Consider the following 24,447-nt stretch of genomic DNA (forward strand, 5'->3'; position numbering starts at 1 on the left):
GTTATATTTTTAAATTTAATCCTTTTCAATATTAAATTTTTTCTATATATTGCGCCGCTTCATAAACTATAAAAAATAAAATAACTATGCCTGTTTTAACTCAACCTGCATCCTCTGCTGTGTCTTATTCAAAATCTGCTTATAAAATTGTAGATCAGCAGTATTTTAATGAAGTCTATACTTTTTTAGCGGATTTTATTGAAACTAAAATCAACTCTAATGATCTTCGAATACGATTAAATGACGCGCGTATGGTTAATCTTTATCAATGGAAAAATGAACTTTACGAAAAAATTAATAAAGAATTTAATAGGGATGATCTTCATCCGCTACTCATCCAAAATCAAGTCGATGGAAAAATATTACTGCATGAGGCGGCAGCTAAAGGCAATAATCACGTGATTACTTTTCTAAAAAATACTGGACATAATATTAACATGCAAGATTCTGCAGGAATAACGCCTTTGACGGAAGCTTGTAGGAAAAATCTATTAGGTACGTTTGACTTAGTGCTTAGTTATGGTGCTGATCCTAAATTAGGCGGAAATTATGCTAAAAATACGCCGTTGCGTGCCTTGATAGAAGCAGAAACCGTTGATGAGAGAAAAGAGGCTAACATTGCTGAAAAATTAATTAATGGAGGCGGTGGGGAGTGGCAGACAGAGAAGGGAGATTCATCTTTACAATTGGCCATCATGTATAATAAAAAATTAATAGCTGAAACCATCGCTCATTCGTATAAAGTGGATATTAACCACGTCAATACCTATGGAGAAACCGCTTTACATATGCTTTCAGAATTCAGAACGCGACAGGAACAATCCAATGAAGATCATATGATGCGCAATGAACTGGATTTGGCTCAGTCATTGTATTTTCATCTGGATAAAATTACACATCGAGATCATTTAGGTAATACCGCATTACACACAGCGGTTATTAATGGCAATTTTTATATCGTTGATTTCTTATTAAAACGTGATTTCTCTTTTAAAGATATTAAGATCTCAACGATCCAAAACAACGAAGGGATGACCGCTATACATGAAGCGGTGCTAAATGGTAGAAAAAAATGTTTAGATATTTTAATTTCAGTTTCTACACCCAAAGACCTAGCTGTCGTGAATAATGCCGGTCAAACCGCATTGCAGATGGCAGAAGATTTAATTCAACAAATTCCTAAATTACTATCGTCCGAAGACTTAAGGCATTTAGCAAGATCAATTAGGAATCTCGATAACCAGCTAATTAACGAAGCTACCCGATTAGATGCTCGTCAAAAACTTTTTGAGAGTGTCGAAATTTTAATTGGAAAATTTAAGGAACTTTCGGCCTCTATTATACCTATAAACATTGATGAAGATAATGTGGAATCAAATCTAGAAGATTTAATAGAAAATTTAGAAGAATTTTATGACCTAGAAGATAATGAAAATCCCAATTATCATAGTGAAACAAACTTAGCAAAACAATTATCTGAAAAGTTAAACACGATTAAGCTACCCTCCAAGGAATTTTTTAATGATATTGTTAGTGATTTGAAAAAAAATAGTGAATCATTAAAGCAAACTGAATCTAGACTATGGAAAGAAGCACAACTACAGCTAGACTCTAGTTTTCCAGAGCTGCAAACGACTCAGCCTATTATTGATGTTAATTCTCAAGAATATCAAATAGCTACCGGGATTTATAATGTGGTTTTAACTCAGTATAGTCAAAAGCTTGCCGATCCATTAGTGGTACCTAGTTTAGAACATGCCGTTGAACTGTATAAACAAGCGGCGCCAAATTCTCATGAACTGGTTAATACCTTTACGCTATTAAAATTTTCTTACCAAAATACTAATCAAGAGACGAAAATTCCGGGAATTTTAGAGAAAATTATTGAAATTGCTTATCAACAAAAAGATTATTGGTTACTTGAAAGCACGGCACAAGAATTAGTACAGATTTATATTAAAAACCAACAAGCTTCAGTTTATGAATCAAAAAATATCAATACCTTAATAAATAGTCTCCTCACTCAAAAAGAACGCTTAGTTGCGCATTTGATCTTAGCGAGCTTATATCAAGAACTTAATCAACTTTCCGACCCTGAACTATATGGCGTTAATCGCGAGGATTTAAAATTTAAAGCATCCTACCATTACAGTGAAGTTTACCAGCTCGGGCAAGGTCCCACGGATGCATCAGCGCGGCTTATATTACAGCGGGAAGTGGGGATAGCTCGGAATGAAAATATAGGTACTTACAATATTCAACAATGCGTTGTAGTTGTCGCTCACGATCCGCTTGCCGAAATTACGTGCTTATATCATGTGGATAGATTCAGTAGTCCATTAATATTTAGAGACCAACTTTTAGCGCAATTTCCTGGAAATAATCCTGTTCATATTTGGTTATCGGGCGGTAGAGACCGAAGTATGCAGAACCAGGAAATATCGGATAATAATATTGATTTTGTTCTCAAACAATTTCATGCCCTAAAAAATAATCCAACAACCGCCCATAAATTCCAAATTATGGCTACGGATCTGGGTGATAAAATATCTCCTCAAGCAGTCGTTTTTGATAGATTGACTAAAAAATTGGTTCATGCAATGCCGACCAAACCAGATATCGGTCAAAACTATCGTACGGTAAAACGCAGGCTGCAAAATCATAAAGACTATGCAAGGCCCTTAAGCATAGAAGTTTTTTTACCTGAATTTAAAGTTGATGAGCAAGCAAAAAAATTAATATTTCATCCTGATGAGATTAATCAGCTGAAGCAGTTGCTAAAAAGTGACACTAAATCTAGTGCGAGTTGCGAAGCTTGGTTTCATGATCAGATCTATTATCCACTGAGCAGTGTTCTTAGAGACATAGAAAATCGACCATCTATTATTAATGATAGATTGTTACAAAATTTCCCAGTGCCGATGATTAATCAAAATGTACCCGTAATAGCACATGATACGCAAGATTCGATGGTAAATTCAGCAGAAAATCTTGGTTTAATGGATATGCTTAGTCCAGGAGTAACATCACAAGAGTCAATGTTCGACTTCGATTTATCTTTATTCTCTCAGGATCCAGCATTGCCTCCACCACAAATCCCTGCTACACAAAATCTTGAATTGGCAGAGTATTTGAACCAGGAAAATCTTAAAAGTTTTGCTGACTTTATTACCAATATGGATATGCAAGAAATTCAAAAGCTTAATCTAGCTCCGAAGATAACGGATAATAAAAGAAAAAATCTCGGTGATCATGATGATGATGAAAATTTTTCGGCCAAAAAACCGTGTTTTTCAGGTTCAGGAAATAGAAAAAAACGTTCTACAGGTGAAGCTTGTTTATATTCACAATCCGATATTGATGAATTTAATATTGCGGATAATAAAAATAAATTTGATGAAATGCATATCGATAGTACTGCATTTATAAAATATATCCATGGTATGGATGTAGCAAAAAAATCACAATTGCTATTAGAAGTGGCAGCAAAAGCTAAAATAATTTCTGGTAAAGATGCACAAACGTTACGTCGACTCATCTACATTGAACAAATAAGACCAAAATTAAACTTGGTTAGCAGTGTTTCTGCCAGCCTAATGCACGGCTTAATTGCTAAGGATACCTTGGTTGCTTTGTTGCGTGGTGATGCAGAAACTGTGGCAATTAATTTTGGTTTGTTAGGATTGGGATATGGCACAGAAGTTGCTTCGACACTGTTACAAATTCATGCATTAGGTTTAATTAATAAAGGACAAAAATATTTAGGTAAGTTTTTGCTCGGGACTAGTAAGGCTTTTGTTAGACGTGGAACCTCTTTATTTATAGGTTGGGATTTGTACGAGCAAATTAAAGCTTTAAAGGGCGGTGATAAAGAAGCCCTGGCCAATATTATTGGTGATAGCCTGACTTTAGGTATGGAGCTGGGACAAGCCGGTATCGAGGTGCTTGAACTCAGCGAAGTGATTGCCGGAGTTTCTGATTTTACTGGACCCGCAGGGGAGTTAATCGGCGCTTTTACACTGTTAGGTGTACAAATCTATCATGCGGTACGATCCGTTGGTCGTTTAGATGAGATACTCCATTTAAACAATTGGCAGAAACTTAGAGAGGGTGTGTATGCTTTTATTGGCATCCCTTTCTCAAAAGATCTCATAGAGAAGGCTGATTTGGTTGAGCAATATAAACATGTATTGCAGCAAAAATTTGAAATCTTAAAGAATCATACTGAAATTAGACGTTATTTTTTCCCCGATATCCAAGAAGTGGTTAGAAACTGCCATGATGTAGAAGTCTATCAAGAAGATCAGTGCATGCAGGTTTCAGATTTTGGACAAATTTGTGGTTCTCCTAAATACCGTGAAGTCTGTGATGAAACGTTTCCTAATGTAAACACTAGTCGAATTAATCTTTTAGAAAAGAAGCACAACATTAAATTAAGAAATGATGTACCTATTAAACCGGACGACAGCGAATTTACTTGCTTACCCACCGGAAATAGCAAGCCCGTGCCCGCAGCTGGCGCTTACCAATGTGAAGGTGCTATAGGTCTTGAACATGCAAATCGCAAGAGCGGAATTAACTATTTTGCTTTTGAAAATGGACATCATTCTATTTTTGGTTTTCCAAATGAGACCAATGTATTTTACGTGGGTGAAGGCCGCAAACAGTTTGTTGGTAGCAATATGCCAGATATTTTTCTTTTGAATGGGAATGCCACCGGTGAATTACGTGGCTTTGCAGGCTCAGATAGTTTAGATGCATCCAATTTTTATCCATCGGTAGAATGCATAGAAGCTGATTTTCATAAAGAATATTTCGTTTATGGCCCGAATAGACTTTATATCCAATCTATTGAGCAATTTAAAGGTAGAGCAAATAAATGTGATAATGTAAACGTCGGTTGTGGTACTGAAGTGGTTGATACGCAAGGTGGAACACCGGAAAATCCGGATCGAATTTTAATACCACCGCTCAGTTGCGATTTTAATCTTAAACTAGGATTAACGGCCAACACAGTAATAACTAATGAAGCAAAGACCGGGAATTTTACCTATGCTATTTCACCTAAACAAGGCAATATGACGGTTTTCTTAATGGATAAAGGCGGCCGACATAATTTTATTATTGATAGTAATCTATCAGAATTATCCTCGATTGAAGGTTTAAATTCTGAGCGTGCAAAAACTACGGTACAGGATATTCAATTTAATTTTTTCCCTTATTCGCTAATACAGACTGCGAGAAATATCGAGCATATCACTTTTTATAAAAGCTCGAATGAATCTTTAGTTAATGTAGCTTATCAATCAACAGGATCTGATTTATCTAATTCGACGTTGCCTGTTTCGCTCGATCAAACTGCGTTTCAAGAAATACTGCGTGCTTATCCACAAAGCATCGATGCCGAGAGCTTTAATTTTACATTCAATGACACGCAACAAGTGCGTGGTGTTATGGCTTATCTTTTACAACAAGTCGAAGCTCCCCCATATGCTAATGACATATTGAATGCTAGAGGGGTTACCAGTACTAATAGCATTTTCTATTTAACCAACGGTATTGAATTTAAGATGGATGTTCAAAACCAGCTCTATCTTTTTTATAATACCGAAGAGCAGAGTGTAGAGGAAATAATTAAAACCTATACGCCAGTTGCGCAGCGTTTGAAAATTACCTGTTTTATCGAAAATAGCTTAGAAAACAAATTAGTGGTTATCGGTGATGATCGCGCTCAAATCATGTCGAATGATCCTAAGGCGGAAAAAACGCATTTAGTGAGTACCGGAAATTCCAAGCTTTATGTCGTTACGCCAAGTTCCGAGTCTTCATTGCAACTACCGTTGTCTGAAGTAATTATACACCGCATTGGTGATATAAATTATACACAGATGGATACTTTAGATTTACGTGCAATAACAAATTTTGTAAAAACACAATTTGGAAAAAATTGTAAATTGCTGTTTGTTCCGCCGAATGCAGTCAACCACGCAGGAAAAGATTTACTTTTATTAGTGGCTTTAGATATACCAGGACCACGAATTAGAGAGATCATGACGATACGCCTGAAAGATAGTATTGAAAATAATTGGTATAAAACTTTACATGTTATTTTAAATGTGGCACCACAGCGCATCATGGGTCCTTCAAATAAGCTTTACTTAGAACCTATTAATTTAGAATTTGCGAATAAATATCAATTAATTACGGTTAGTCCCAGAGATATTGAGCTTAATACCACACTTAATATTCATCGAAACTTGTCAGGACTTCGTTATTATCGAGATGGAGAAAATTTATTACTTACTAATCTATTAAATACTTTTTCCAAAATAATCGCTCCTTTTACGCTGTTATTAGAAAAATTTAATCAAATACCTCAATTAAAGCAGTTTGAAACTTTAAGAATTAAATTTCTGGATCAAAAATTAATAGTGGGCGAAGAATTAGCCAAACTTCAATTAGCAGCGGATTTTAATCAAAGCTTGAGCTTATATAAAAAAATATGGGATCGATATAGTTTGTTAGGATTAAATAATACTCAAAATCAAACTATGCCGACGTTCGCTACGACATTAATGAATAATACTATGCGGCAGGAAATTTCAAGCAACGATATTTCGAGGAATAAACGTTCTTTGCCATTGCAATTCAATTTTGAAGCAAAAATTTTCAGTTCAGGCTCAACGCTACATAGTAAAGGTATTTTTCAAGTCATTAAAAATTCTATAAAAGAAATAGGGGAAATGATTAATGATCAAACTCGAAACGCAGATCTTTTAGAACAGTTAAAAATTTCTGCACGAAAATTCGGTCAATCTTTATCAAAAATTCCAAATTCTAAATTGGATAAAACTATACTGAAAAAAACCGAATTAAGTACTCGTGTCATCAAAGTACCTAGCTTTTTTAACCGAGCGAATCAGATTTTTTATGGCGGATTATCCGGAGTACCAACGGGTATTATTAGTGGGGCTGTAGAAGTATATAGTCACTCTAAAGAGAGTAGTATCGGATCCATCATAATGCTAAAGGTTGCTTTGGATCTATTAATGCAATACAGCCAATTTACCTTAAGCCAAAATTTAGATATTTGGAGCGGAGAAGAAACTCAAATTTCGTTACCGAGCAATGGATTCAATTTACTTTGTATGTCAATTTTTCAAGGCTTATCCATAGGCTTAGCGAATAGCGATGGATTTTGGCATAAATCGGCACAAAAAGGCATACAAGCTATAAGTTCAATGCTATTCATGTACGCAATGTTTAATTTTTTCTTCTCTGAAGACAGTGCTGAAGAAAAAGTAACCCGCTTACTTAATTTTTGCTCTTTCGCGATCCAAGCCAAGCTAGCAAACCAAGTAACACATCGTGTTTTAAAGAGTCAATTTTTTCGTTCTTCTACTATTAGAGAAATAAATTCCTCTGAGCAAGATGCGATAATAAATAATTCAAGTGAGGGAACATCTTTAGGTATCTAATTTAGAGTTTAGAGAGAACTTTTAAATAGATAGACAACAGTCAAAAAATCAGATAGATTTTATCGATCGTGTACTGAAAGGACTATCCTCAATATTGCTTATATTTGATGCATAATAATTAAATATTGAGGATTAAGACGTTGTAATTTCGGGAGGAAATAATATGCCAGCGGAGCCTGAGATCAGAGACTTAATGACGATGGCCAATAAATTTTCGGGATGTAGAATTGACCCAAAATATTTTCCTGTCATGCTTAATTCTTCGCTTATCATGGTACCTTTGCGCCATATCTATATTTTGCGCAGAAATAAAAAACTGAGTTTAGAAGATAACCAAAAGATAAAACGGGTTTTTCGAGATTCCTTTAGTTTTTTTGCCAAGCAATATAATAAAAAATATTTGATTTTAAGCGTTATATTTTTTTCCTTATTGTTATTTGCTGGTGTGGGTTGTGTTTATTTGCCAATTATTTTTGCTCCATTGCTTTTAATTTTTGCTGCCAGTCTCGTTATATCGACCTTTCTAATTAATATACGGACCTATCCGTTTGAAATAACGTGTGTACATGATGATTTTAAACATGAATTACTTGCTTTAAAGAATAACTTGAATAATTTAAAAGATGATTTAATTAATAAATACTCATTGAACGTCGGCCATGATGTTTGTGATTGCGCAGATGCCCCACTAGCGAATAATACGCTTGGGGACTCTGAGCGTGTAAAGAAAACGGTGTCTTTTTCACCTAAACTTAATGTAAATGTTTTTTTTCAAGAAAGTTATGAATTCCGATCACGCACTAATAGCTACGAGAATAGCGGCCATTTGCACCCGAAAGGATAGCGGATAAGTATGTTGCGTAAGAGTGCTTTTATAGCTGATAAATAGCTAAATAGTTTACAGTAAATTTTTTAAGTTACCTGGTCGCTTTTTTGTAAAACCACCATGCTTTTTAAAAGATTTAACGCTTCAAATAATTGATAATCATCTTTTACTAAATCATTGTTATTGCTAGTTGCAGGAGAAAACATAGTTTTTTCTGTCACATTACCATTTTTTAAATGTCCTTTTAATTCTGATTCATGCAGATAAATAGGTTCAGCCGGATTTTCACTTAAAGAATTTATCTTTAATTCATCTAAGGTGATATCAGGAGAAATACCTGAAGCTTGGATCGATCGACCCGAAGGTGTGTAATATAAAGCAGTGGTTAATTTAAGTGCAGTTGTCTCATCCAACGGAATAACGGTTTGCACCGATCCTTTACCAAAGCTTTTGGTTCCTAAAATGATGGCGCGTTTATTATCTTGTAATGCTCCGGCAACGATCTCAGCCCCAGAAGCGCTACCCTGATTGATCAAAACGATCAATGTACCGGCATAGACTTGATCATTCGCTTTGGCAGTAATTTTCATATTGGCTTCGGAGGATTGACCTTGTGTGGTGACGAGCACTTGGTTGAATAACATTTTCTTAGTATCTAGAAAAGCATTAGTGACCTCTGCAGCAGAGGTTAATAACCCACCAGGATTATTTCTCAAATCCAGTACTAAACCTTTTATCGGTGTTTTTTGTTGGTGTTGTAGTTTTGCGATCATCTGATCTAAGTCATGACGCGTGCTAGCTTGAAAGCTATTAATGCGAATATAAGCATAGTCTGGTTCTAATAAGCGTCCTTTAACACTTTGGATGCGGATAATGCCACGTTTTAAATTAACCAACAGTGGTTTATGTAGGCCTTGTCGTAGGACGGTCAATTGTATGGAGCTACCTTTTTCGCCACGCATTTTTCTTACTGCTTCGCGTAAATTCAGTCCTTGAATAGACGCATTATTGATGCGTATGATCAAATCTCCTGGTTTTATCCCGGCTTTTTGTGCGGGTCCATCATCGATGGGTGTTACGACACGTAACAAGCCTTCTTCCATACCCACTTCAAGTCCTAAACCACTGAATTCTCCGGTAGTGGCGGTTTGTAAATCTTTTAAATCGTCGGCATCTAAAAAACTTGAATGTGGATCGAGTCCACTCGCCATGCCTTGCATGGCATTTTGTAGCAGTTCATGTTCGGAAGTTTTTTTGACATACTCATTTTTGATAATGTCTAGCTCGCGATTGAAACGTAATACATCTTGAGAAAGTTTATCTTCTGGGGAAGGGGTCACTTTAGCTTGGCCAGAAAAAGGTGTGGTACTAAACCCTAATAAAGAACAGGTAAGGAAGAAAAAAAATAACATTTTTAGTTTCATATAAGCTTATCCTTTTATTTAGTATTTGTTTGCACAAAAAGCTATGATTCGCGTCATGAGGATAATGACGTACGTCGTCATTGCTGCGTACCAACCCTCGTTATTGCGAGCGCGAAGCAATCTAGGAAACCGACATTATGGATGGCCACGCTCATTACATTCGCTCGCCATGACGATGTTTTTCTTATACTATTTTTTTCTACTATTTTAATTATATTCGCGAAACTACTCTTTATAGTGTAATTGACTTTGATTAATTTGCGAGGTAGCGCACAGAAAAATGCTAAATTATTGACCAATATACCTAGGCGTGAAAGTTATTCGAGCGTGAGTAAGTTTTGACCAGTCATTTCTTTGGGTTTAGGTAAATTCAGTAAGCTTAAAAGAGTAGGGGCAATATCAGCTAAGCTGGGGTGTTCGATGGTATTTATTTTGGCAGGGCGGCCGATATAGATAAATGGGACGGGTTCATTGGTATGTGCGGTATGCGCTTGTTGGGTTTTTTCATCAAACATACATTCAGCGTTACCATGATCGGCAGTAATAATGGCTTCACCACCAAACTCTTGCAAGCAAGCGCTGATTTTTCCAATACAGTCATCAATACAGCTAATGCCGAGTAAAGTTGCGGATAAATTTCCCGTGTGACCGAGCATATCAGGGTTAGCAAAGTTACAAATGATAACATCGTATTTTTTTTCTTTAATGTCTTCTAGCAAATGTTGCGTAATTTCGATAGCACTCATATTGGGAGTCAGATCATAGGTACTGACTTTCTTTGAAGGAATTAAAACGCGCGTTTCATTTTCCGCGGGAACTTCATTTCCACCATTAAAAAAGAACGTGACATGCGCATATTTTTCAGTTTCAGCAATGCGTAATTGTGTCAAATGATGTTCGGCGAGATATTCACCTAAACCATTGCGTAAGCTTTGTTGTGGAAAAGCAATTTGACTAAGAATGTCGCTGGCATATTCCGTTAAAGAGATAAACTCAGCTAAGTGTGGTGGTGGGTGTCGATCAAAACCTGAAAACTGCTTATCAAGAAAAGCATGGCTCAATTGACGTGCGCGATCAGCACGAAAATTCATAAAAATAACCAGATCGCCATCTTGAATTTTTACCGGTGATTTATTTACAGCATGTAGGGTAGTGGGCGTAACGAATTCGTCGCTTTCACCTCGATCATAAGCCAATTGCAAAGCTTGTAAAGCGTTATCGGCATGGTAAGGGGCAGCACCTAAAGTTAAACAATCATAGGCAGCTTGCGTACGTTCCCAACGTTTATCTCTGTCCATCGCGTAATAACGACCGATTAGACTAATAATTTTGCCAAGACCTAAGTGTTGACATTTTTTTTCGAGATTTTCTAGATAACTTGCTGCACTTTTCGGCGGTGTGTCTCGACCATCGAGAAACGGATGTAAATAACATTGTTGAACTCCTTGTTGAGCAGCGAGTTCGAGTAAGGCATACCAATGTTGTTCATGACTATGGATACCACCTGGCGATAAAAGTCCTATTATATGTACCGATTTTTGACTGGCTTGGATTTTTTTAAATGCGCCGAGTAAACAAGGATTGTTAAAAAACTCTCCCGTTTCTATAGCTTTATTAATACGACTTAAATCTTGATAAAGCACACGGCCGGCACCCATGGTGAGATGACCGACTTCTGAATTACCCATTTGACCGGCGGGTAATCCTACGGCTAAACCGGATGCATCGAGTAGTGTGTGTGGACAGGTCTGCATCAGCTGGTCCCAATGCGGTGTATTAGCCATGGCAATGGCGTTGTGTTCTTTTCCTGTACGATAACCCCAACCATCTAATATAAGTAATAGGATAGGGCGTGGATTTTGATCTAACATAATTTAAAACCTAGTTTTTAATGGAGCTGGCGGAATGCTGGGTTCAAAAAGATATTCTTTTACTTTACGCCGATATTGCCATATCAATAAAAATATACCGATGATTTCCGCTAAGATGGTTGCCCACCAAATCCCATAGCCGGCAAAACCATAGGATAACGCGCTAGCGCCTAAGGGCAAAGCAATGATCCAAAAAACTAACACGGAAGTAAACAAAGTAAATCGAGTATCTTTTAAGCCGCGTAACGCACCAAATAGTGCAAAGCGCGGCGCTTCAAACAGTTGCACTAAAGCGGCTAAGGCTAAAAATTCTTTTGCAAGACGCACAATGCTAGCATTATTAGGATCGTGCAAATTAAAGTCGATAGCAATCAGTTTTTCTGGAAATCCCCAATAAACGATGGCAACCAATAGCATAAAAATACTCGAATAAAAAACACCCACATAAGTTGCTTCATTGACCGCTTTTTTATTATTTTGTCCCACGCTATGGCCGACGCGTATGGTAATCCCTTGCGCGAGTGCAAAGGTCACTATCGAAAATAGCCAAAAAAATTGTAACGCAATCTGATTAGCACTCAGCGTATCCGCACTAATACGGCCCATCAGTATGCTCATGGCTAGAAAGAAACCAATTTCGAAGAAAAAGGTTAAGCCTAAGGGCAAGCCGACTTGAAAAATCTCACGCAATTGCGGCACTATTTTTTGCCAACGTGGAAATTTAAAATAGATTCGATAACTTTTATTTAGGCAAAAATAAAAACTAAATCCTAGGGTAATAATCCAAAAGGTTAGCGCAGCACCCCAACCAATTCCTGCAATTCCTAAATTGGGAAAACCGAATTTTCCAAACATTAAGCTATAGTTGAAAAAAATACTCAGCGGAACAAACAGCAAACTAAAGCTTAAATTGGTTTTGGTTCGGCCTAAACCTGCCACGAATTGTAATAATACCGTAATAATAAAGTCAGGAATAATCGCCCAAGTAAGTCCATGCAAATAAAATTGCGCCAATTTAACGGCGGCCGGTGCTTGGCCAAAAAATAAAAATATCGGTGAAAGATTCCATAATAATAGCATGGCGGGCAACATTAATACGCAAGCTAGTAGCAGGCCTGCGTAAAGTACATAGGATATCTCATCATTTTTTTTTGCGCCGTAATAACGGGCTACTAAGGTAGTAATCGCTGAAAGTGTTCCCCAAATAATCACCATCAATGTCATAAATACCCAGTTTACTAAAGCTCCGGCGGCGAGACTGGTTGCTCCGAGGTGCGCAAGAAATATATTTGAAAAAAACCCCACTGACGTTTCAATAACGCCGCTCATAATGAGCGGAATAGCTAAAACTAATAGAATTTTGCTTTCAGAAAAAAAAGCTTTGTAATAATGAACTACGGGCATGAGTTGAAGAATTTACATGTTGATGAAGCTTTCTACCATTTTGGCTAGATTTAAACCTAAAGTCTAGGAGTCAATGGAAAGATTGTTTTACCTGTCATACCAGGCAGTACTCGTCATTGCGAGCACCGTAGGTGCGTGGCAATCCAGGGGACTAAAATTGTGGATGGCGCCACGCGAATGAACCTTCCCTTGCAATGACAATCAATATTTTTACGTGCTTAATTCGTTTTATGTATTTTGACCAATAAAAATATACCAAATAGGATCATCGGAATAGAAAGTAGTTGGCCCATGGTTAACCAATTCCATGCAATGAAGCCTAATTGTGCGTCCGGTTGGCGGAAAAATTCGAGTCCAAAACGAAAAACGCCATATAAAATGGCAAACCATGCTGAAACGGCCATGCGCGGTCTTTTTTTACTCGAGTAAATCCAGAGTATGACGAATAGTATCACGCCTTCAAAAAAGAACTCATAAAGTTGTGAAGGATGTCTGGGTAGACCTCCGGCATGTGGAAACACCATAGCCCAAGGCACATCGGTGATTCGTCCCCATAATTCTCCATTGATAAAATTACCAATCCGACCAGCGGCTAGTCCAACCGGTACGAGAGGGGCAGCAAAATCGGTAATATCAAAAAAATGTTTTCCAGTTTTTCGACTAAATAAATACAAAGCTAATAAAACACCTAACAGGCCGCCATGAAATGACATGCCACCCTGCCAAACTTGAAAAATAATCCAAGGATGGCTTAGGAAGTTGCCTAAATCATAAAACAACATATAACCGACGCGTCCACCCAAAATAACGCCGAGTGCGGCGTAAAAAAGCAGATCACTCACTTCGTCAATACTCCAACCACTATTCGGTTTTTTAGCTCGATAGATAGCCAGTAACCAAGCGCCTATAAATCCAATTGCATACATAAGGCCATACCAATGCACCTTGAGTGGTCCTAGGCTAAATGCAATCGGGTTCATCGTAGGGTAGATCAACATAGTTTAATCCTGATGATGAGTAAGGCTTAAATATTGCTTACTATAATGCGTACTGTGAAGTATCCAATCATGAGTGGCTTTGCCTATCCCTTGGTAAGAGGGTAAAAAAACCACGATGCCGATTAATAATAACAGGGAAGGGGCTATTCTTTCAAAATGTACACGCTTCTGTTGAGAGTATAATTCAAAATTCTTTGATAAACGATAACGCAGCCAAAATATTAAGCTGGTTAAGCCAAGCAGGACTAAAAAATAAAGCGAGGAGCCAAAAAATACGCGCAGCATATTCGTTGCCGTGATTTGATCGCTATCAAATAAGCTGATGGGAATGTTACTGAAAAAAATGCAAGCCATTAAACTTATCGGCAAGGCGATAGGATAAATTCCTTTTCTGGCAAATTGCCAGAGAATTAATATCGGAATACTCAGCAACGGGAAATAGTATATCCAGCCTAAAGGTGATAGTAATAACATGCCAACGATAATGACTGAGAAATCAAGATCCACTTTTTGTTCCGCTAGCATATCAGCGCTTGGACGCAAGAATTGAATAATTGCTAGAAAAAAAACCCCAGCTAGAAATGGATAAACATAGCTAATGAGTCCAGGAACGGGTAACACAGCGACATTACTTTCTACGCCGCCCCATAAGCGTAATAAAAAGCCATAAATTGAGACATTCCAACTTGAAGCCGCCCATTTTATTTGCTGGCAGGCATGAAAATAGTCAGCATAGCTATTTAGGCCTAAAAATAACGCAGCGATTAAGGCGCAACTGAGCAGCGTTACAAAAAATGCGCATAGGCCAGGCCATTCTTTGCGCATAAGAAAATAAAATAAAAATAAACCGATAAAAGGTTTTAAGCTTGTCGCTATCCCTAAAAAAATCGCAGCGCGTATCATTGTTTTATCACGTGCAGCACGCCATGCTAATACCAGTAAGGGCAGCAGCAATAAGCTGACTTGGCCAAACTGTAAAGTTATAAAGCTAGGGAAATAACTGAGTAAGGCAATTAACAACAATACGGCACAGGATGCTGAAAAAGTCTGTCGATCCAGTTTTTGTTGTAATAATAAAATTCCTAATGCTCCGGCCAATAGCGAAAGAAAAGTCCATAGCAATAATGCATGCGGATAACTAAGATAGGCCAGTGGAAAGCTTATCAGCGTAAAAAAAGGGGGATTTAAATTGCTACCTAATTTAAAGACTTTGGAGTGTGTTGATTGAGTAGGTTTTGTAGTAGAGGAATTCAGTTTGCTTTTAACAAAGTAAATCGGCGTATAGATATTTTTTCCTTGAATGAACATTTGCTGAGAATGATAAAATTTTCCAAAATCACTGTACAGAATATTAGTTTTTCCTAGCGTCAGCGGATAAACAAAATTAAGGATGATTATTATTGCGAGTAGAATGATTCCACACAGTAGACGTAAACAATGAGAGCTTTGTTTAAATGACATATAAAAAATCAGCTTTTATACTCGCAGCCATTGAATTTTTTGAACCTAGGCAAAAATTTAATGGCAAAAGTATAGAGGGTCAGGATTTAAATTCCTTATAACGATGACTCAACCCAGCGAGTTGTAGTTTATGTGTGAGTTGTTGTGAACTTTTATTATTGGGTAAAGGCCCAATGACTACCTGGTAATAATATCTTTTATGGATAGAGGTTGTTTTTACATTGACCGGGGATCGAGTCCATTGTTTAACTAATAAAGCGAGTTTTTGTGCAGCAGCACGTTGTTTAAACAGTCCTAATTGAATATACGGAGCAGGCTTTTTAGTTTGCTGGGAACCGTTATAGCTTTCTCTGCGTATGGACGTATTATTGTTAGCGAGACGTGTAATGCCAGGTGTGATAGCGACCACCGAAACCGGTGCTGTGCCAGTCCCGGTCATATCCAGTTTCTTTGCAGCGGCATAAGAAAGATCGATCAAGCGATTGTTAACAAAAGGGCCTCTGTCATTAACTTTAACGATAATTTTTTTCCCATTACGCAAATTGGTTACTTGTAAGTAAGTGGGGAGTGGAAGTGTTTTATGTGCTGCAGTCATGCCAGCTACGTTATAAATCTCGCCATTCGAGGTTTTAAAATCATGAAATTTCATACCATACCAGGAGGCGACTCCTCGAGCATGATATCCTTTTGCGCTTTTCATGACATAGTAACGACGCCCGAAAACCACGTAGGATTTTGGGTTGCCATGTTTACTTAAAGGTTCTGCTTTCGGTACCGCATTAGGGATCCGATTCGCGTTGACTCTAAAACAAGGCGCTTTATCTTGTCGCAGATGGTAACGATAATTATTGCTGGAAGTAGAAGAACAAGCTCCTAGACTGAGCGTGAGTAAACATAAAGTAAATCCATAAATAACTTCAAAAAATAAGCTTCCTTGCTCAGCATTATTTTTTATTGACATGAGGTTGATGCTCTTGTTGGTGAAGATGATGGATTAATTCACTTAATTGAAAAACCGCCATTGCATACAGTGAGCTGGAATTATAGTGTTTAATAGTTTGGAAGTCATTAAATCCTAACCAGTATTCATTGCCGTGCTTGAGTGGTAGTACAATCAGGAAGCTCTTGAGTTGCGAAGATACCTGTTTTTTGGGATAAATGTGATACTTTGCAAAATCTTTTACGGTGAAATTCTCTTGAGATTTAGGTAAGTGTAATAATGCTTGGGGTGAAAAACGCGCGGGTACGGCCACCGGACCCGATTTAGCCCAGCCAAACGAATGTAAATAATTGGCAATACTGAGAATAGCGTCATCCGAGTTATTGATGAGATCGCTATAACCCTTATGCGTTGCGTCTACCGAGAGGTGACGGTAATTGCTAGGCATAAATTGTACTTTCCCGATAGCGCCAGCATAAGAACCTTTTGTGGTTTTTGGGTTTATAGCGGGATTTTCTCGACTGAGTAACAAAAATTGTTCCAGTTCATGTTTAAAAAAATCCGAGCGCCGTGCGTGATTGAAACTTAAGGTGCTCAAAGAATCAATGACGCGATATTTACCGGTGACCTCACCATAGCGTGTTTCGACGCCTAAAATAGCCACGATGATTGAGGCAGGAACACCATAACGTTTTTCGGCTTCAGCTAAGGTTTTAGCGTGTGCATCCCAAAACTTTACGCCGAGCTGGGCTCGTTTGCTGGTAACAAAAATCGGCCGATATTCTGACCAGGTTAAACGTTCTTTAGGCGTAATAAACGAACTAATAATCGAACGGTTCGATTTAACGGTATTGAAAAGTATTTGCAGTTGTTTACGGTCAAAATGATATTTTTCTACCATCGTATCAATAAATGAGCGTACTTCGGGTTTATTCGCATAGGCGGTACATGAAGTCAGACAGAGTGTAATCAATAACAGCAATGCGCTTAAGCTACTACGCAAGTTTTTGTTTTCCATCATGTTGCTTTCCTTAGTTACCGACTAATTTTCTATGCATTTGGATAGACATTAGGATACCAAAACCGGCGATTAAAGTAATTAATGAGGTTCCACCATAACTGATCAAAGGTAAGGGTATACCTACTACGGGCAATAATCCGCTCACCATACCGATGTTAACAAAGGCGGCGATAAAAAAACTTAAACTTAATCCTCCGCCGAGTAAACGTGAAAAAGTGTCCTGCGCCTTCATGCTGATATAAAGTCCGCGTGCCGCGATCCACAGATAAAGACTTAATAACACCATACCACCTAGTAAGCCAAACTCTTCACCGCAAACCGCAAAAATAAAATCCGTGGTATGTTCCGGTAGAAATTGTAAATGCGATTGCGTGCCATGTAACCAACCTTTACCAAAAAGTCCACCCGCACCAATAGCAATTTTGGATTGAATGATATGGTAACCAGCGCCAAGTGGATCTCTTTCTGGATTTAAGAAGGTCAGTACGCGCAATTTTTGGTAATCATGCATAAAATGCCAACCTAGCGGCGCGATGACGAGCATTAATAAACCACCGAGTAATAACCATCGGCCACTTATGCCGGCTAATAAAATAACACTAAAACCTGAAGCAACAATCAATAACGCAGTGCCTAAATCCGGTTGTTTAATCACTAATAAAGTTGGTACCGCAACTATGATTAATATGACGAATAAATTGAACAAGGAAGGAGGTAGGGATTTATCATGTAAATACCAGGCTAACATCATCGGCACGGACAATTTCATTAGCTCAGAAGGTTGGAATTTTAATAGTCCCAGATTCAACCAGCGCTGCGCACCTTTGCCGACAACGCCTAAAATTAATACCGCCAGCAACAACGTAAAACTAAAAATAAATATCCAAGGCGCCCAGGCACGATAAGTAGCAGGTGAAATTTGCGCAAGCATCAACATGACAGAAAAAGCAATCAACATCCGCAACGCTTGTTTGCTGATGATGACTAAGCTTTGATTGCTTGCGCTATAAAGTATAATCAAACCGATACAGACTAGACTGAGTAAACCTATTAATAGGGGCTTATCGACTCGAAAAAATTGCGATATTTTTTGTAATGAAAATCGTCGACGCTGTTTGCTAATCGCGAGCATAGTTGCAGCCCTAGTAAAAGTAAATAGCTGTAGTATAGGATAAAATCCCCTGACTTACGCTAAACTACTGATATAGCTGTTTAGTCATAGAATTATAAGCGTGTAGTGGAAACAAGTAAAAAATTACCGTCATGGCGAGCGAATGTAATGAACGTGGCCACCAGGCTAGGGTTTCATGGATTGCCGCGCGCTACGCGCTCGCAACGACGAGTAAACTATTGCTTGGAGAGTTAGTCTATTGTTAATAGGTGAGTGCGGTTGCGTAATCACTGATTCGATGTACAATACCCAATTCTAAGAAAAGCTGCTTTTTTATTGATAATTATGTCAACACTATCATCTTCTATTGCAATGATTGAAAGTTTTAAAAAACGAGCAATGCGTTTGACAATAGCTTTTTTTTTCTATTGGAGTGTTGTTACGCCCGCTACTGCATTAACGTTTGTGTTACCCGCGCATGGCGATGATGTTGTCGGTCATGTGCAATGGACGCAAGCTTTACCCGGTGATACGTTCAATAAAATTGGTCGGCGCTATGATATGGGCTATTTTGAATTGGTAGAAGCCAATCCGATGATCAATCCGGATCACCCGCAAACCGGAAGCATTATCGTTATTCCCAGCCGTTTTATTTTACCACCCAAGCGGCATGGTTTAGTCATTAACTTAGCTGAATTACGCATTTATTACTATCCGCCGCATCGCCATGTGGTGATTACTTATCCAGTAGGAATAGGTCGAGAAGGATGGGATACGCCTTTAGGGCCTTCCTGGATTGCTGAAAAAATGCGTAATCCTATCTGGACAGTGCCGGAATCTATCCGCAAAGATCGCGCTAAAGAGGGTGTACACTTACCGGTAAAAGTTCCGCCGGGTCCGGATAATCCTTTAGGTGGTTATGCCATGCGGCTTAAGCAGGCTACTTACTTAATTCATGGCACCAATGATTCACAAGGTGTTGGACGGCGTAGTAGTGCCGGATGTATTCGGTTGTTTCCAGAAGATATAGAAAGCTTGTTTGCAGAAGTGGCACGAAAAGAAAAAGTCACGATTATTGATTTACCTTATAAATTCGGCTGGGAAAAGCATAGACTTTTTTTAGAAGCGCACGTACCATTGCAAAAACAGTCATTATTTAATCGTTTAGCAATGGAAAGGCTTATTCAAGCAAATACTACAAAAGCTGCTAAAATTCAGTGGCAATCGGTTGAGCGCATTAGTTTTCGAGAAAATGGAATACCACAAGTCGTCGGATATCCTGATACATCACTAAAGCATGTTACATCACATGCTCATCAGAAAAACAAAAAATCGACTTGATCGCTTTGGCATTAAACCCAAACCTACTTTTAATATGACAGTGAATTTTTATGCGTTGTGTTTCTTTTTGTACAGCAGCTAATTATAAATTAAGTCTACTCGCGGAATTTTTTCGCACGAAGCGTTATACAGCTAAGTTGTTTCGGAATGTGCTGTATGTCACGAAGCTTGATAAGCCTATCGATATCTTTTTCTTTAATCATGGCTGTTTTGTAACCTGGAATCTCAGTAAAAAACAAGAGAAAAAAATAATTGAGGATATTAAGCCTTTTTCTATTGATCCTTTAGAAAAAATTGAAATGGATCGCTTCATTTATTATCTGGACAAAGAAACTCGGCTTTTTCCACACCAACGCTTTAACGTGGATGTGATTACTTTAGAAAGCGACGAATCGGATAATGTACAAATTAAACTCGCGATCTCTTATGGTTTAGCACAATCAATAAAACTAGAATCGTATGAGGAATCGGTCAATAAAACTGTGCTTGCAAATAGCCATTTTCCTAAAGAATTAGCACGTTTTGGGAAAATTTCGCTATCGCGCTCGGAAATTTCTAAACGTATTGGTGAAATTTTTTTGACGCGCAGTTCGGTCAATCTCAGCAGCGAATATTTAGATGTTCCTGAATATTTTTGGCGCTATTCGAATCTCGAATCCTATTATGAGATGACTGAAAAATTTTTAGATATTCCAAAAAGAGTAGCAGCTTTGAACCATAAGCTGGATGTAGCGCATGAAATTTTAGAAATGTTAAATAGTCAGCTACAACATCGCTATTCCAGTATCTTAGAATTCGTGATCATTTTATTAATTTTTATCGAGATAGTGGTGCAAATACTTCAACATGTTTGAAAATGTTCCTTATACTCTTCGCAGTTGACATGGACTGTGTTGCCGCTCGATTTGCATCCTTATGTATCTTAAATACACTCCGGTTGCTCCATTCTCGCGGCGCCTGGTCAAAAAATCCAATTGTTGTGAGTATGCAAATAAAAAATAAACATAAAATATTTATAACGACCTCTAGCAAAAAACTAGAAATATGCTATTTTATAGAATCCTAACCTTCTGTTTACTCCTTATATAATTTAGAGGAATATGAACCATGGCTAAAAAGTTAGCTAAAAAAAAGTCTCCGGCAGCTAAAGCGCGTAAAAAAACTAAAGTAACATCGCCTAGTAAAAAACTAGCTGCTGTGAAAAAGTCTTTTACTAAAACTGAATTGCTCCAATGTTTAGTAGAAAGCACTGAATTACCTAAGAAAAAAGTTGCTGAGGTTTTAGAAACCTTACAGATGATTATGCATGCGCATGTAAAAGCCGGCTGTGCTTTTGCGCATCCAGGCATGTATAAAATTACGGTTGTAAAAAAACCAGCGACTAAAGCGCGTAAAGGTATTAATCCATTTACCGGTGAGCCGACTACTTTCAAAGCAAAACCTGCACGAAAAGTGGTGAAAATAAAACCATTGAAAAAATTGAAAGCAGCTGTTTAATTGACTCAATAAAAAAGGCGCGTTTAGCGCCTTTTTTTCATTACTCTTCGCACTTGAATTTTTGTCTCTAGGTATTACTCGTCATTGCAAGGACCGGTATTACTCGTTATTGCGAGCACGTAACCTATTAATCGTCATTGCGAGCACCGTAGGTGCGCGGCAATCCATGCATGGCCAGACGAATGAACATTCGCTCACCATGACAGATTTTTAAATCATCAAAAACGTTAGTGTGTGTTCTGCCATTTTTCTTTAAAAGCGGCTAAGCGACTTTTTGTACGCTCAAACTCAACGCTGAGTCGACCTTTAGGATAAATATCCTCGATAGGTAGCGTTGACGTGAGGATCAGTCGTGTGTTCGCATCATAAAGGATATCAATTAAGTGAATGAACAGCCGCGCTAGATTATCTTCATATTCGCCGATGGGTTTGACGTCGCTGATTAAAATAGTCGAAAACTGTTGTGCGATGACCAAATAATCTAATTGGCTGCGCGGTATCGCACAAATTGAACTAAAGTCAAACCAAACTAACTGTTGAGTACAGCCTAAATGCGTGATCAAACGATCGTTAATCTTAAGCGCTTGATAACTAACCGTTGTATTTTTGCTTAATTTATCGAATACAGCTTGCACTTGTGCGGGATTCATGACGCAAACGAGTTCATTTTCTTTGCTGATTAAATGCGCGCGTCGATAATCAATCGCGCTGTCTAAATGAAAAATTTGTAGATGTTGCTTGATTAAAGTAATTGCCGGTAAGAACAGTCCGCGTTGCAAACCATTAGCATATAAATCGTCTGGGGGAGTATTGGCAGTAGTGACTAATACAATATCTTCGGCAAATAATGCTTTTAATAATTGTGCTAACAACATCGCATCGCCGATTTCGTGCACTAAAAACTCGTCTAAACATATCACCTCGACTTCTTTACGCAGACGTTTCGCAATATGCTTTAATGGATTCGATATTCCCTGCAACTGAGCGAGCTCAGCATGGATGTGATGCATAAATTGATGAAAGTGATAACGTGATTTAGCAACCGGTAGATGATTGTAAAACAAATCCATTAAATAGGTTTTGCCACGACCGACAGCGCCCCATACATACAACCCTTTACGATTTTTTTTAGCAGCTAGCCATTTTTGGGGTGCGATTAATTCATCATACACCGCTTGAAATTGCTGCATGGCTAAAGCTTGTTGCGCATCGTTACGCAAGGATTGATTGAGTAGTTGTTGTTGATAAGCGGCTAATGGAATCATGGTTTAAAAAGCTTTGTTGAGTGTTGTGGTTAACCGATCACGTAGTTCTATCAGATGGCCGTGAAAAAAATGTGTCGCCCCATGAATTTTAATGACTTCTGGCGGATGTTCTAAGGAATTTACCCAAGTAAATACCGCTGTAGGTGATACCACTTCATCTGCATCACCTTGTACCAATATCCAAGGACAAGGAAAGGGCGGAAGTTCTTTAAAGGGAAAATTTTCTATAGGAGGTGCAACACAAATCAATTGTTTTGCTGGCCAAACTTTTGCAGCACGAGCGGCTACATAAGCACCGAATGAAAAACCTGCCAGCCAAATGCTTGACTCAGGACAGCATGCTTTTAACCAGGTTAGTACTGCCAAAAGATCATCGGTTTCCCCGATGCCCTTGGCATATTCGCCCTGGCTGAGACCAACGCTACGGAAATTAAAACGTACTGTAGCAAGCCCCATGCTGTTGAAACATCGCGCTAAGGTGTAGATAACCTTATTGTGCATGGTTCCACCAAACAAAGGGTGCGGATGGCAAATAACCGCAATGGTAGATGGGTTGCGGCGTGTTTCGGGTGAGCTGGTCATGATTTCAAGCTGACCGGCTGGGCCGGGTAACAACAGCTTGCCTAATGGGTCAGTAGGGAATGGTAGGGTCATTGTCATGTTATACTCATGGTTTGAGCTTAAGAAACGGCTTCTTGTCAGAAGTCATAGTTTATCAGCTAGAATTTTATTCATTTTAAAGCGCTATTAAAGTTATGCAAGCATTGAGCATCCAAGGTCTCAGTAAAATCTATAAGAACGGCGTTATTGCGCTTAAGAATATTGATCTCAATGTGGAGGAGGGTGATTTTTTTGCTTTGTTAGGTCCGAATGGCGCCGGAAAATCCACGACCATCGGCATAGTCGCTTCTTTGATCAATAAGACCGCTGGAACGGTGAAAGTCTTTGGACATAGTATCGATAGCGAATTAGAAGCCGCTAAATCCTGTATTGGTATCGTTCCACAAGAACTTAATTTTAGTATCTTTGAAAGGGTTATCGACGTTATCGTTTATCAAGCCGGTTATTATGGTGTACCGAGACGTTTGGCTAAACAGCGCGCAGAAATCTATTTAAAAAAGCTGGATTTATGGGATAAGCGTAATCACATTTCTATGCAATTATCGGGTGGTATGAAACGCCGTTTGATGATAGCACGCGCCTTAGTACATCAACCGAAATTGCTGATCCTAGATGAACCGACTGCCGGTGTCGATATTGAAATACGGCGTTCAATGTGGGAGTTTCTACGCAGCATTAATCAACAAGGTATTACCATCATTTTAACTACACATTATTTGGAAGAAGCCGAATATCTGTGTAAAAACATCGCTATTATTGATAAAGGCAGCATTATAGAAAATACTAGTATGAAACATTTATTAGCGACCTTAAATATGGAAACCTTTGTGTTTGATTTAAAAAAACCGCTGGTGGAAGTACCACAATCGCCATTTGCGATGCGTTTACTAGATGATGTGACCTTAGAAGTCGATGTCGCTAAAGAACAATCGTTGAATAATTTATTTGGGTTTTTAGAAGGGCATCATATAGAGGTGACGAGTTTGCGTAATAAAGCCAATCGTTTAGAAGAATTATTTCTTAATTTGATTGCTGCGAACAAAAATAAATGATTTTCATGTTTCCGCCATTGCCAGCGCGTAAAATATTAATCTTCATTGCGAGCACCGTAGGTGCGCGGCAATCCATGGATGGCCACGCTCATTTTATTCGCTCGCCATGACGGAATACACGAATGTAAAGGATCTGT

Annotated in this window: 16 protein-coding genes; 6 read left to right on the plus strand and 10 right to left on the minus strand. The window is 38.3% G+C overall.

All coding sequences use genetic code 11. The features are described 5' to 3' along the window. The first annotated feature begins 86 nt into the window (after positions 1 to 86). Complete coding sequence (locus tag AAHF87_RS00110) at positions 87 to 7,478, plus strand: ankyrin repeat domain-containing protein (protein WP_342146152.1); 7,392 nt, start codon at positions 87 to 89, stop codon at positions 7,476 to 7,478. Between the two features lie 163 nt (positions 7,479 to 7,641). Continuing rightward, the gene (locus AAHF87_RS00115) at positions 7,642 to 8,322 is read left to right on the plus strand and encodes a hypothetical protein (RefSeq protein ID WP_342146154.1); all 681 of its coding nucleotides are present in this window, start codon (positions 7,642 to 7,644) and stop codon (positions 8,320 to 8,322) included. A 68-nt stretch (positions 8,323 to 8,390) separates the two neighbouring features. Here the strand turns inward: AAHF87_RS00115 and AAHF87_RS00120 are convergent, their stop codons facing one another. The 8 genes from AAHF87_RS00120 to rodA form a co-directional block, all read right to left on the minus strand. Then, positions 8,391 to 9,728, minus strand: a complete 1,338-nt coding sequence (locus AAHF87_RS00120) for a S41 family peptidase (protein WP_342146156.1) — start codon at positions 9,726 to 9,728, stop codon at positions 8,391 to 8,393. Positions 9,729 to 10,045: 317 nt separating this feature from the next. Continuing rightward, positions 10,046 to 11,599, minus strand: coding sequence for a 2,3-bisphosphoglycerate-independent phosphoglycerate mutase (gpmI, locus tag AAHF87_RS00125; protein WP_342146158.1), 1,554 nt, complete (start codon positions 11,597 to 11,599; stop codon positions 10,046 to 10,048). Positions 11,600 to 11,602: 3 nt separating this feature from the next. Continuing rightward, entirely contained in the window at positions 11,603 to 12,928 is a 1,326-nt protein-coding gene (locus tag AAHF87_RS00130) for an MATE family efflux transporter (protein WP_342146159.1), read from the minus strand. Positions 12,929 to 13,221: 293 nt separating this feature from the next. Next, on the minus strand, positions 13,222 to 14,001 hold the full coding sequence (lgt, locus tag AAHF87_RS00135) for a prolipoprotein diacylglyceryl transferase (RefSeq protein WP_342146160.1): 780 nt from the start codon (positions 13,999 to 14,001) through the stop codon (positions 13,222 to 13,224). Between the two features lie 3 nt (positions 14,002 to 14,004). Continuing rightward, positions 14,005 to 15,462: a glycosyltransferase family 87 protein gene (locus AAHF87_RS00140; RefSeq protein ID WP_342146161.1), complete on the minus strand. Its 1,458-nt coding sequence runs from the start codon at positions 15,460 to 15,462 to the stop codon at positions 14,005 to 14,007. A 79-nt stretch (positions 15,463 to 15,541) separates the two neighbouring features. Then, positions 15,542 to 16,423, minus strand: a complete 882-nt coding sequence (locus AAHF87_RS00145) for a septal ring lytic transglycosylase RlpA family protein (protein WP_342146162.1) — start codon at positions 16,421 to 16,423, stop codon at positions 15,542 to 15,544. Next, positions 16,407 to 17,423 carry a lytic murein transglycosylase B gene (gene mltB, locus AAHF87_RS00150; protein ID WP_342146164.1) on the minus strand — a complete coding sequence of 339 codons (1,017 nt, stop codon included), beginning with the start codon at positions 17,421 to 17,423 and terminating at the stop codon, positions 16,407 to 16,409. Before mltB ends, AAHF87_RS00145 begins: the two co-directional genes overlap by 17 nt. A gap of 10 nt (positions 17,424 to 17,433) precedes the next feature. Beyond that, the gene (gene rodA, locus AAHF87_RS00155) at positions 17,434 to 18,555 is read right to left on the minus strand and encodes a rod shape-determining protein RodA (RefSeq protein WP_342146165.1); all 1,122 of its coding nucleotides are present in this window, start codon (positions 18,553 to 18,555) and stop codon (positions 17,434 to 17,436) included. A gap of 324 nt (positions 18,556 to 18,879) precedes the next feature. Here rodA and AAHF87_RS00160 point away from each other — a divergent pair, with 324 nt between their 5' ends. The 3 genes from AAHF87_RS00160 to AAHF87_RS00170 all read left to right on the plus strand — a co-directional run bounded on the left by AAHF87_RS00160 (position 18,880) and on the right by AAHF87_RS00170 (position 21,372). Next, positions 18,880 to 19,875 carry a L,D-transpeptidase family protein gene (locus AAHF87_RS00160; protein ID WP_342146167.1) on the plus strand — a complete coding sequence of 332 codons (996 nt, stop codon included), beginning with the start codon at positions 18,880 to 18,882 and terminating at the stop codon, positions 19,873 to 19,875. Between the two features lie 50 nt (positions 19,876 to 19,925). Beyond that, a complete protein-coding gene (locus tag AAHF87_RS00165; protein ID WP_342146169.1) occupies positions 19,926 to 20,729 on the plus strand; it encodes an RMD1 family protein in 804 nt (267 codons plus the stop codon). Positions 20,730 to 20,982: 253 nt separating this feature from the next. Next, positions 20,983 to 21,372, plus strand: coding sequence for an HU family DNA-binding protein (locus tag AAHF87_RS00170; RefSeq protein WP_342146171.1), 390 nt, complete (start codon positions 20,983 to 20,985; stop codon positions 21,370 to 21,372). Between the two features lie 227 nt (positions 21,373 to 21,599). On the opposite strand, the gene zapE is transcribed toward AAHF87_RS00170, so the two are convergent. Together zapE and AAHF87_RS00180 are read right to left on the minus strand one after the other, a co-directional pair. Next, the gene (gene zapE / locus AAHF87_RS00175) at positions 21,600 to 22,637 is read right to left on the minus strand and encodes a cell division protein ZapE (RefSeq protein WP_342146172.1); all 1,038 of its coding nucleotides are present in this window, start codon (positions 22,635 to 22,637) and stop codon (positions 21,600 to 21,602) included. A gap of 3 nt (positions 22,638 to 22,640) precedes the next feature. Then, on the minus strand, positions 22,641 to 23,297 hold the full coding sequence (locus AAHF87_RS00180; RefSeq protein ID WP_342146174.1) for an alpha/beta hydrolase: 657 nt from the start codon (positions 23,295 to 23,297) through the stop codon (positions 22,641 to 22,643). A 95-nt stretch (positions 23,298 to 23,392) separates the two neighbouring features. Here AAHF87_RS00180 and AAHF87_RS00185 point away from each other — a divergent pair, with 95 nt between their 5' ends. Further along, the gene (locus tag AAHF87_RS00185; RefSeq protein ID WP_342146175.1) at positions 23,393 to 24,310 is read left to right on the plus strand and encodes an ABC transporter ATP-binding protein; all 918 of its coding nucleotides are present in this window, start codon (positions 23,393 to 23,395) and stop codon (positions 24,308 to 24,310) included. Positions 24,311 to 24,447 lie beyond the last annotated feature (137 nt).

Source organism: Rickettsiella endosymbiont of Aleochara curtula (assembly GCF_964030935.1).
Lineage (GTDB): Bacteria > Pseudomonadota > Gammaproteobacteria > Diplorickettsiales > Diplorickettsiaceae > Aquirickettsiella.

What these genes read in the sequence shown, in the direction of transcription:
- AAHF87_RS00185 (WP_342146175.1), top strand. Translation starts at nt 23,393, where the DNA reads ATGCAAGCATTGAGCATCCAAGGTCTCAGTAAAATCTATAAGAACGGC.
- lgt (WP_342146160.1), bottom strand. Translation starts at nt 14,001, where the DNA reads ATGTTGATCTACCCTACGATGAACCCGATTGCATTTAGCCTAGGACCA.
- rodA (WP_342146165.1), bottom strand. Translation starts at nt 18,555, where the DNA reads ATGCTCGCGATTAGCAAACAGCGTCGACGATTTTCATTACAAAAAATA.
- zapE (WP_342146172.1), bottom strand. Translation starts at nt 22,637, where the DNA reads ATGATTCCATTAGCCGCTTATCAACAACAACTACTCAATCAATCCTTG.
- gpmI (WP_342146158.1), bottom strand. Translation starts at nt 11,599, where the DNA reads ATGTTAGATCAAAATCCACGCCCTATCCTATTACTTATATTAGATGGT.
- AAHF87_RS00140 (WP_342146161.1), bottom strand. Translation starts at nt 15,462, where the DNA reads ATGTCATTTAAACAAAGCTCTCATTGTTTACGTCTACTGTGTGGAATC.
- AAHF87_RS00145 (WP_342146162.1), bottom strand. Translation starts at nt 16,423, where the DNA reads ATGTCAATAAAAAATAATGCTGAGCAAGGAAGCTTATTTTTTGAAGTT.
- AAHF87_RS00130 (WP_342146159.1), bottom strand. Translation starts at nt 12,928, where the DNA reads ATGAGCGGCGTTATTGAAACGTCAGTGGGGTTTTTTTCAAATATATTT.
- AAHF87_RS00160 (WP_342146167.1), top strand. Translation starts at nt 18,880, where the DNA reads ATGTCAACACTATCATCTTCTATTGCAATGATTGAAAGTTTTAAAAAA.
- AAHF87_RS00165 (WP_342146169.1), top strand. Translation starts at nt 19,926, where the DNA reads ATGCGTTGTGTTTCTTTTTGTACAGCAGCTAATTATAAATTAAGTCTA.
- AAHF87_RS00120 (WP_342146156.1), bottom strand. Translation starts at nt 9,728, where the DNA reads ATGAAACTAAAAATGTTATTTTTTTTCTTCCTTACCTGTTCTTTATTA.
- AAHF87_RS00115 (WP_342146154.1), top strand. Translation starts at nt 7,642, where the DNA reads ATGCCAGCGGAGCCTGAGATCAGAGACTTAATGACGATGGCCAATAAA.
- AAHF87_RS00170 (WP_342146171.1), top strand. Translation starts at nt 20,983, where the DNA reads ATGGCTAAAAAGTTAGCTAAAAAAAAGTCTCCGGCAGCTAAAGCGCGT.
- mltB (WP_342146164.1), bottom strand. Translation starts at nt 17,423, where the DNA reads ATGATGGAAAACAAAAACTTGCGTAGTAGCTTAAGCGCATTGCTGTTA.
- AAHF87_RS00180 (WP_342146174.1), bottom strand. Translation starts at nt 23,297, where the DNA reads ATGACAATGACCCTACCATTCCCTACTGACCCATTAGGCAAGCTGTTG.
- AAHF87_RS00110 (WP_342146152.1), top strand. Translation starts at nt 87, where the DNA reads ATGCCTGTTTTAACTCAACCTGCATCCTCTGCTGTGTCTTATTCAAAA.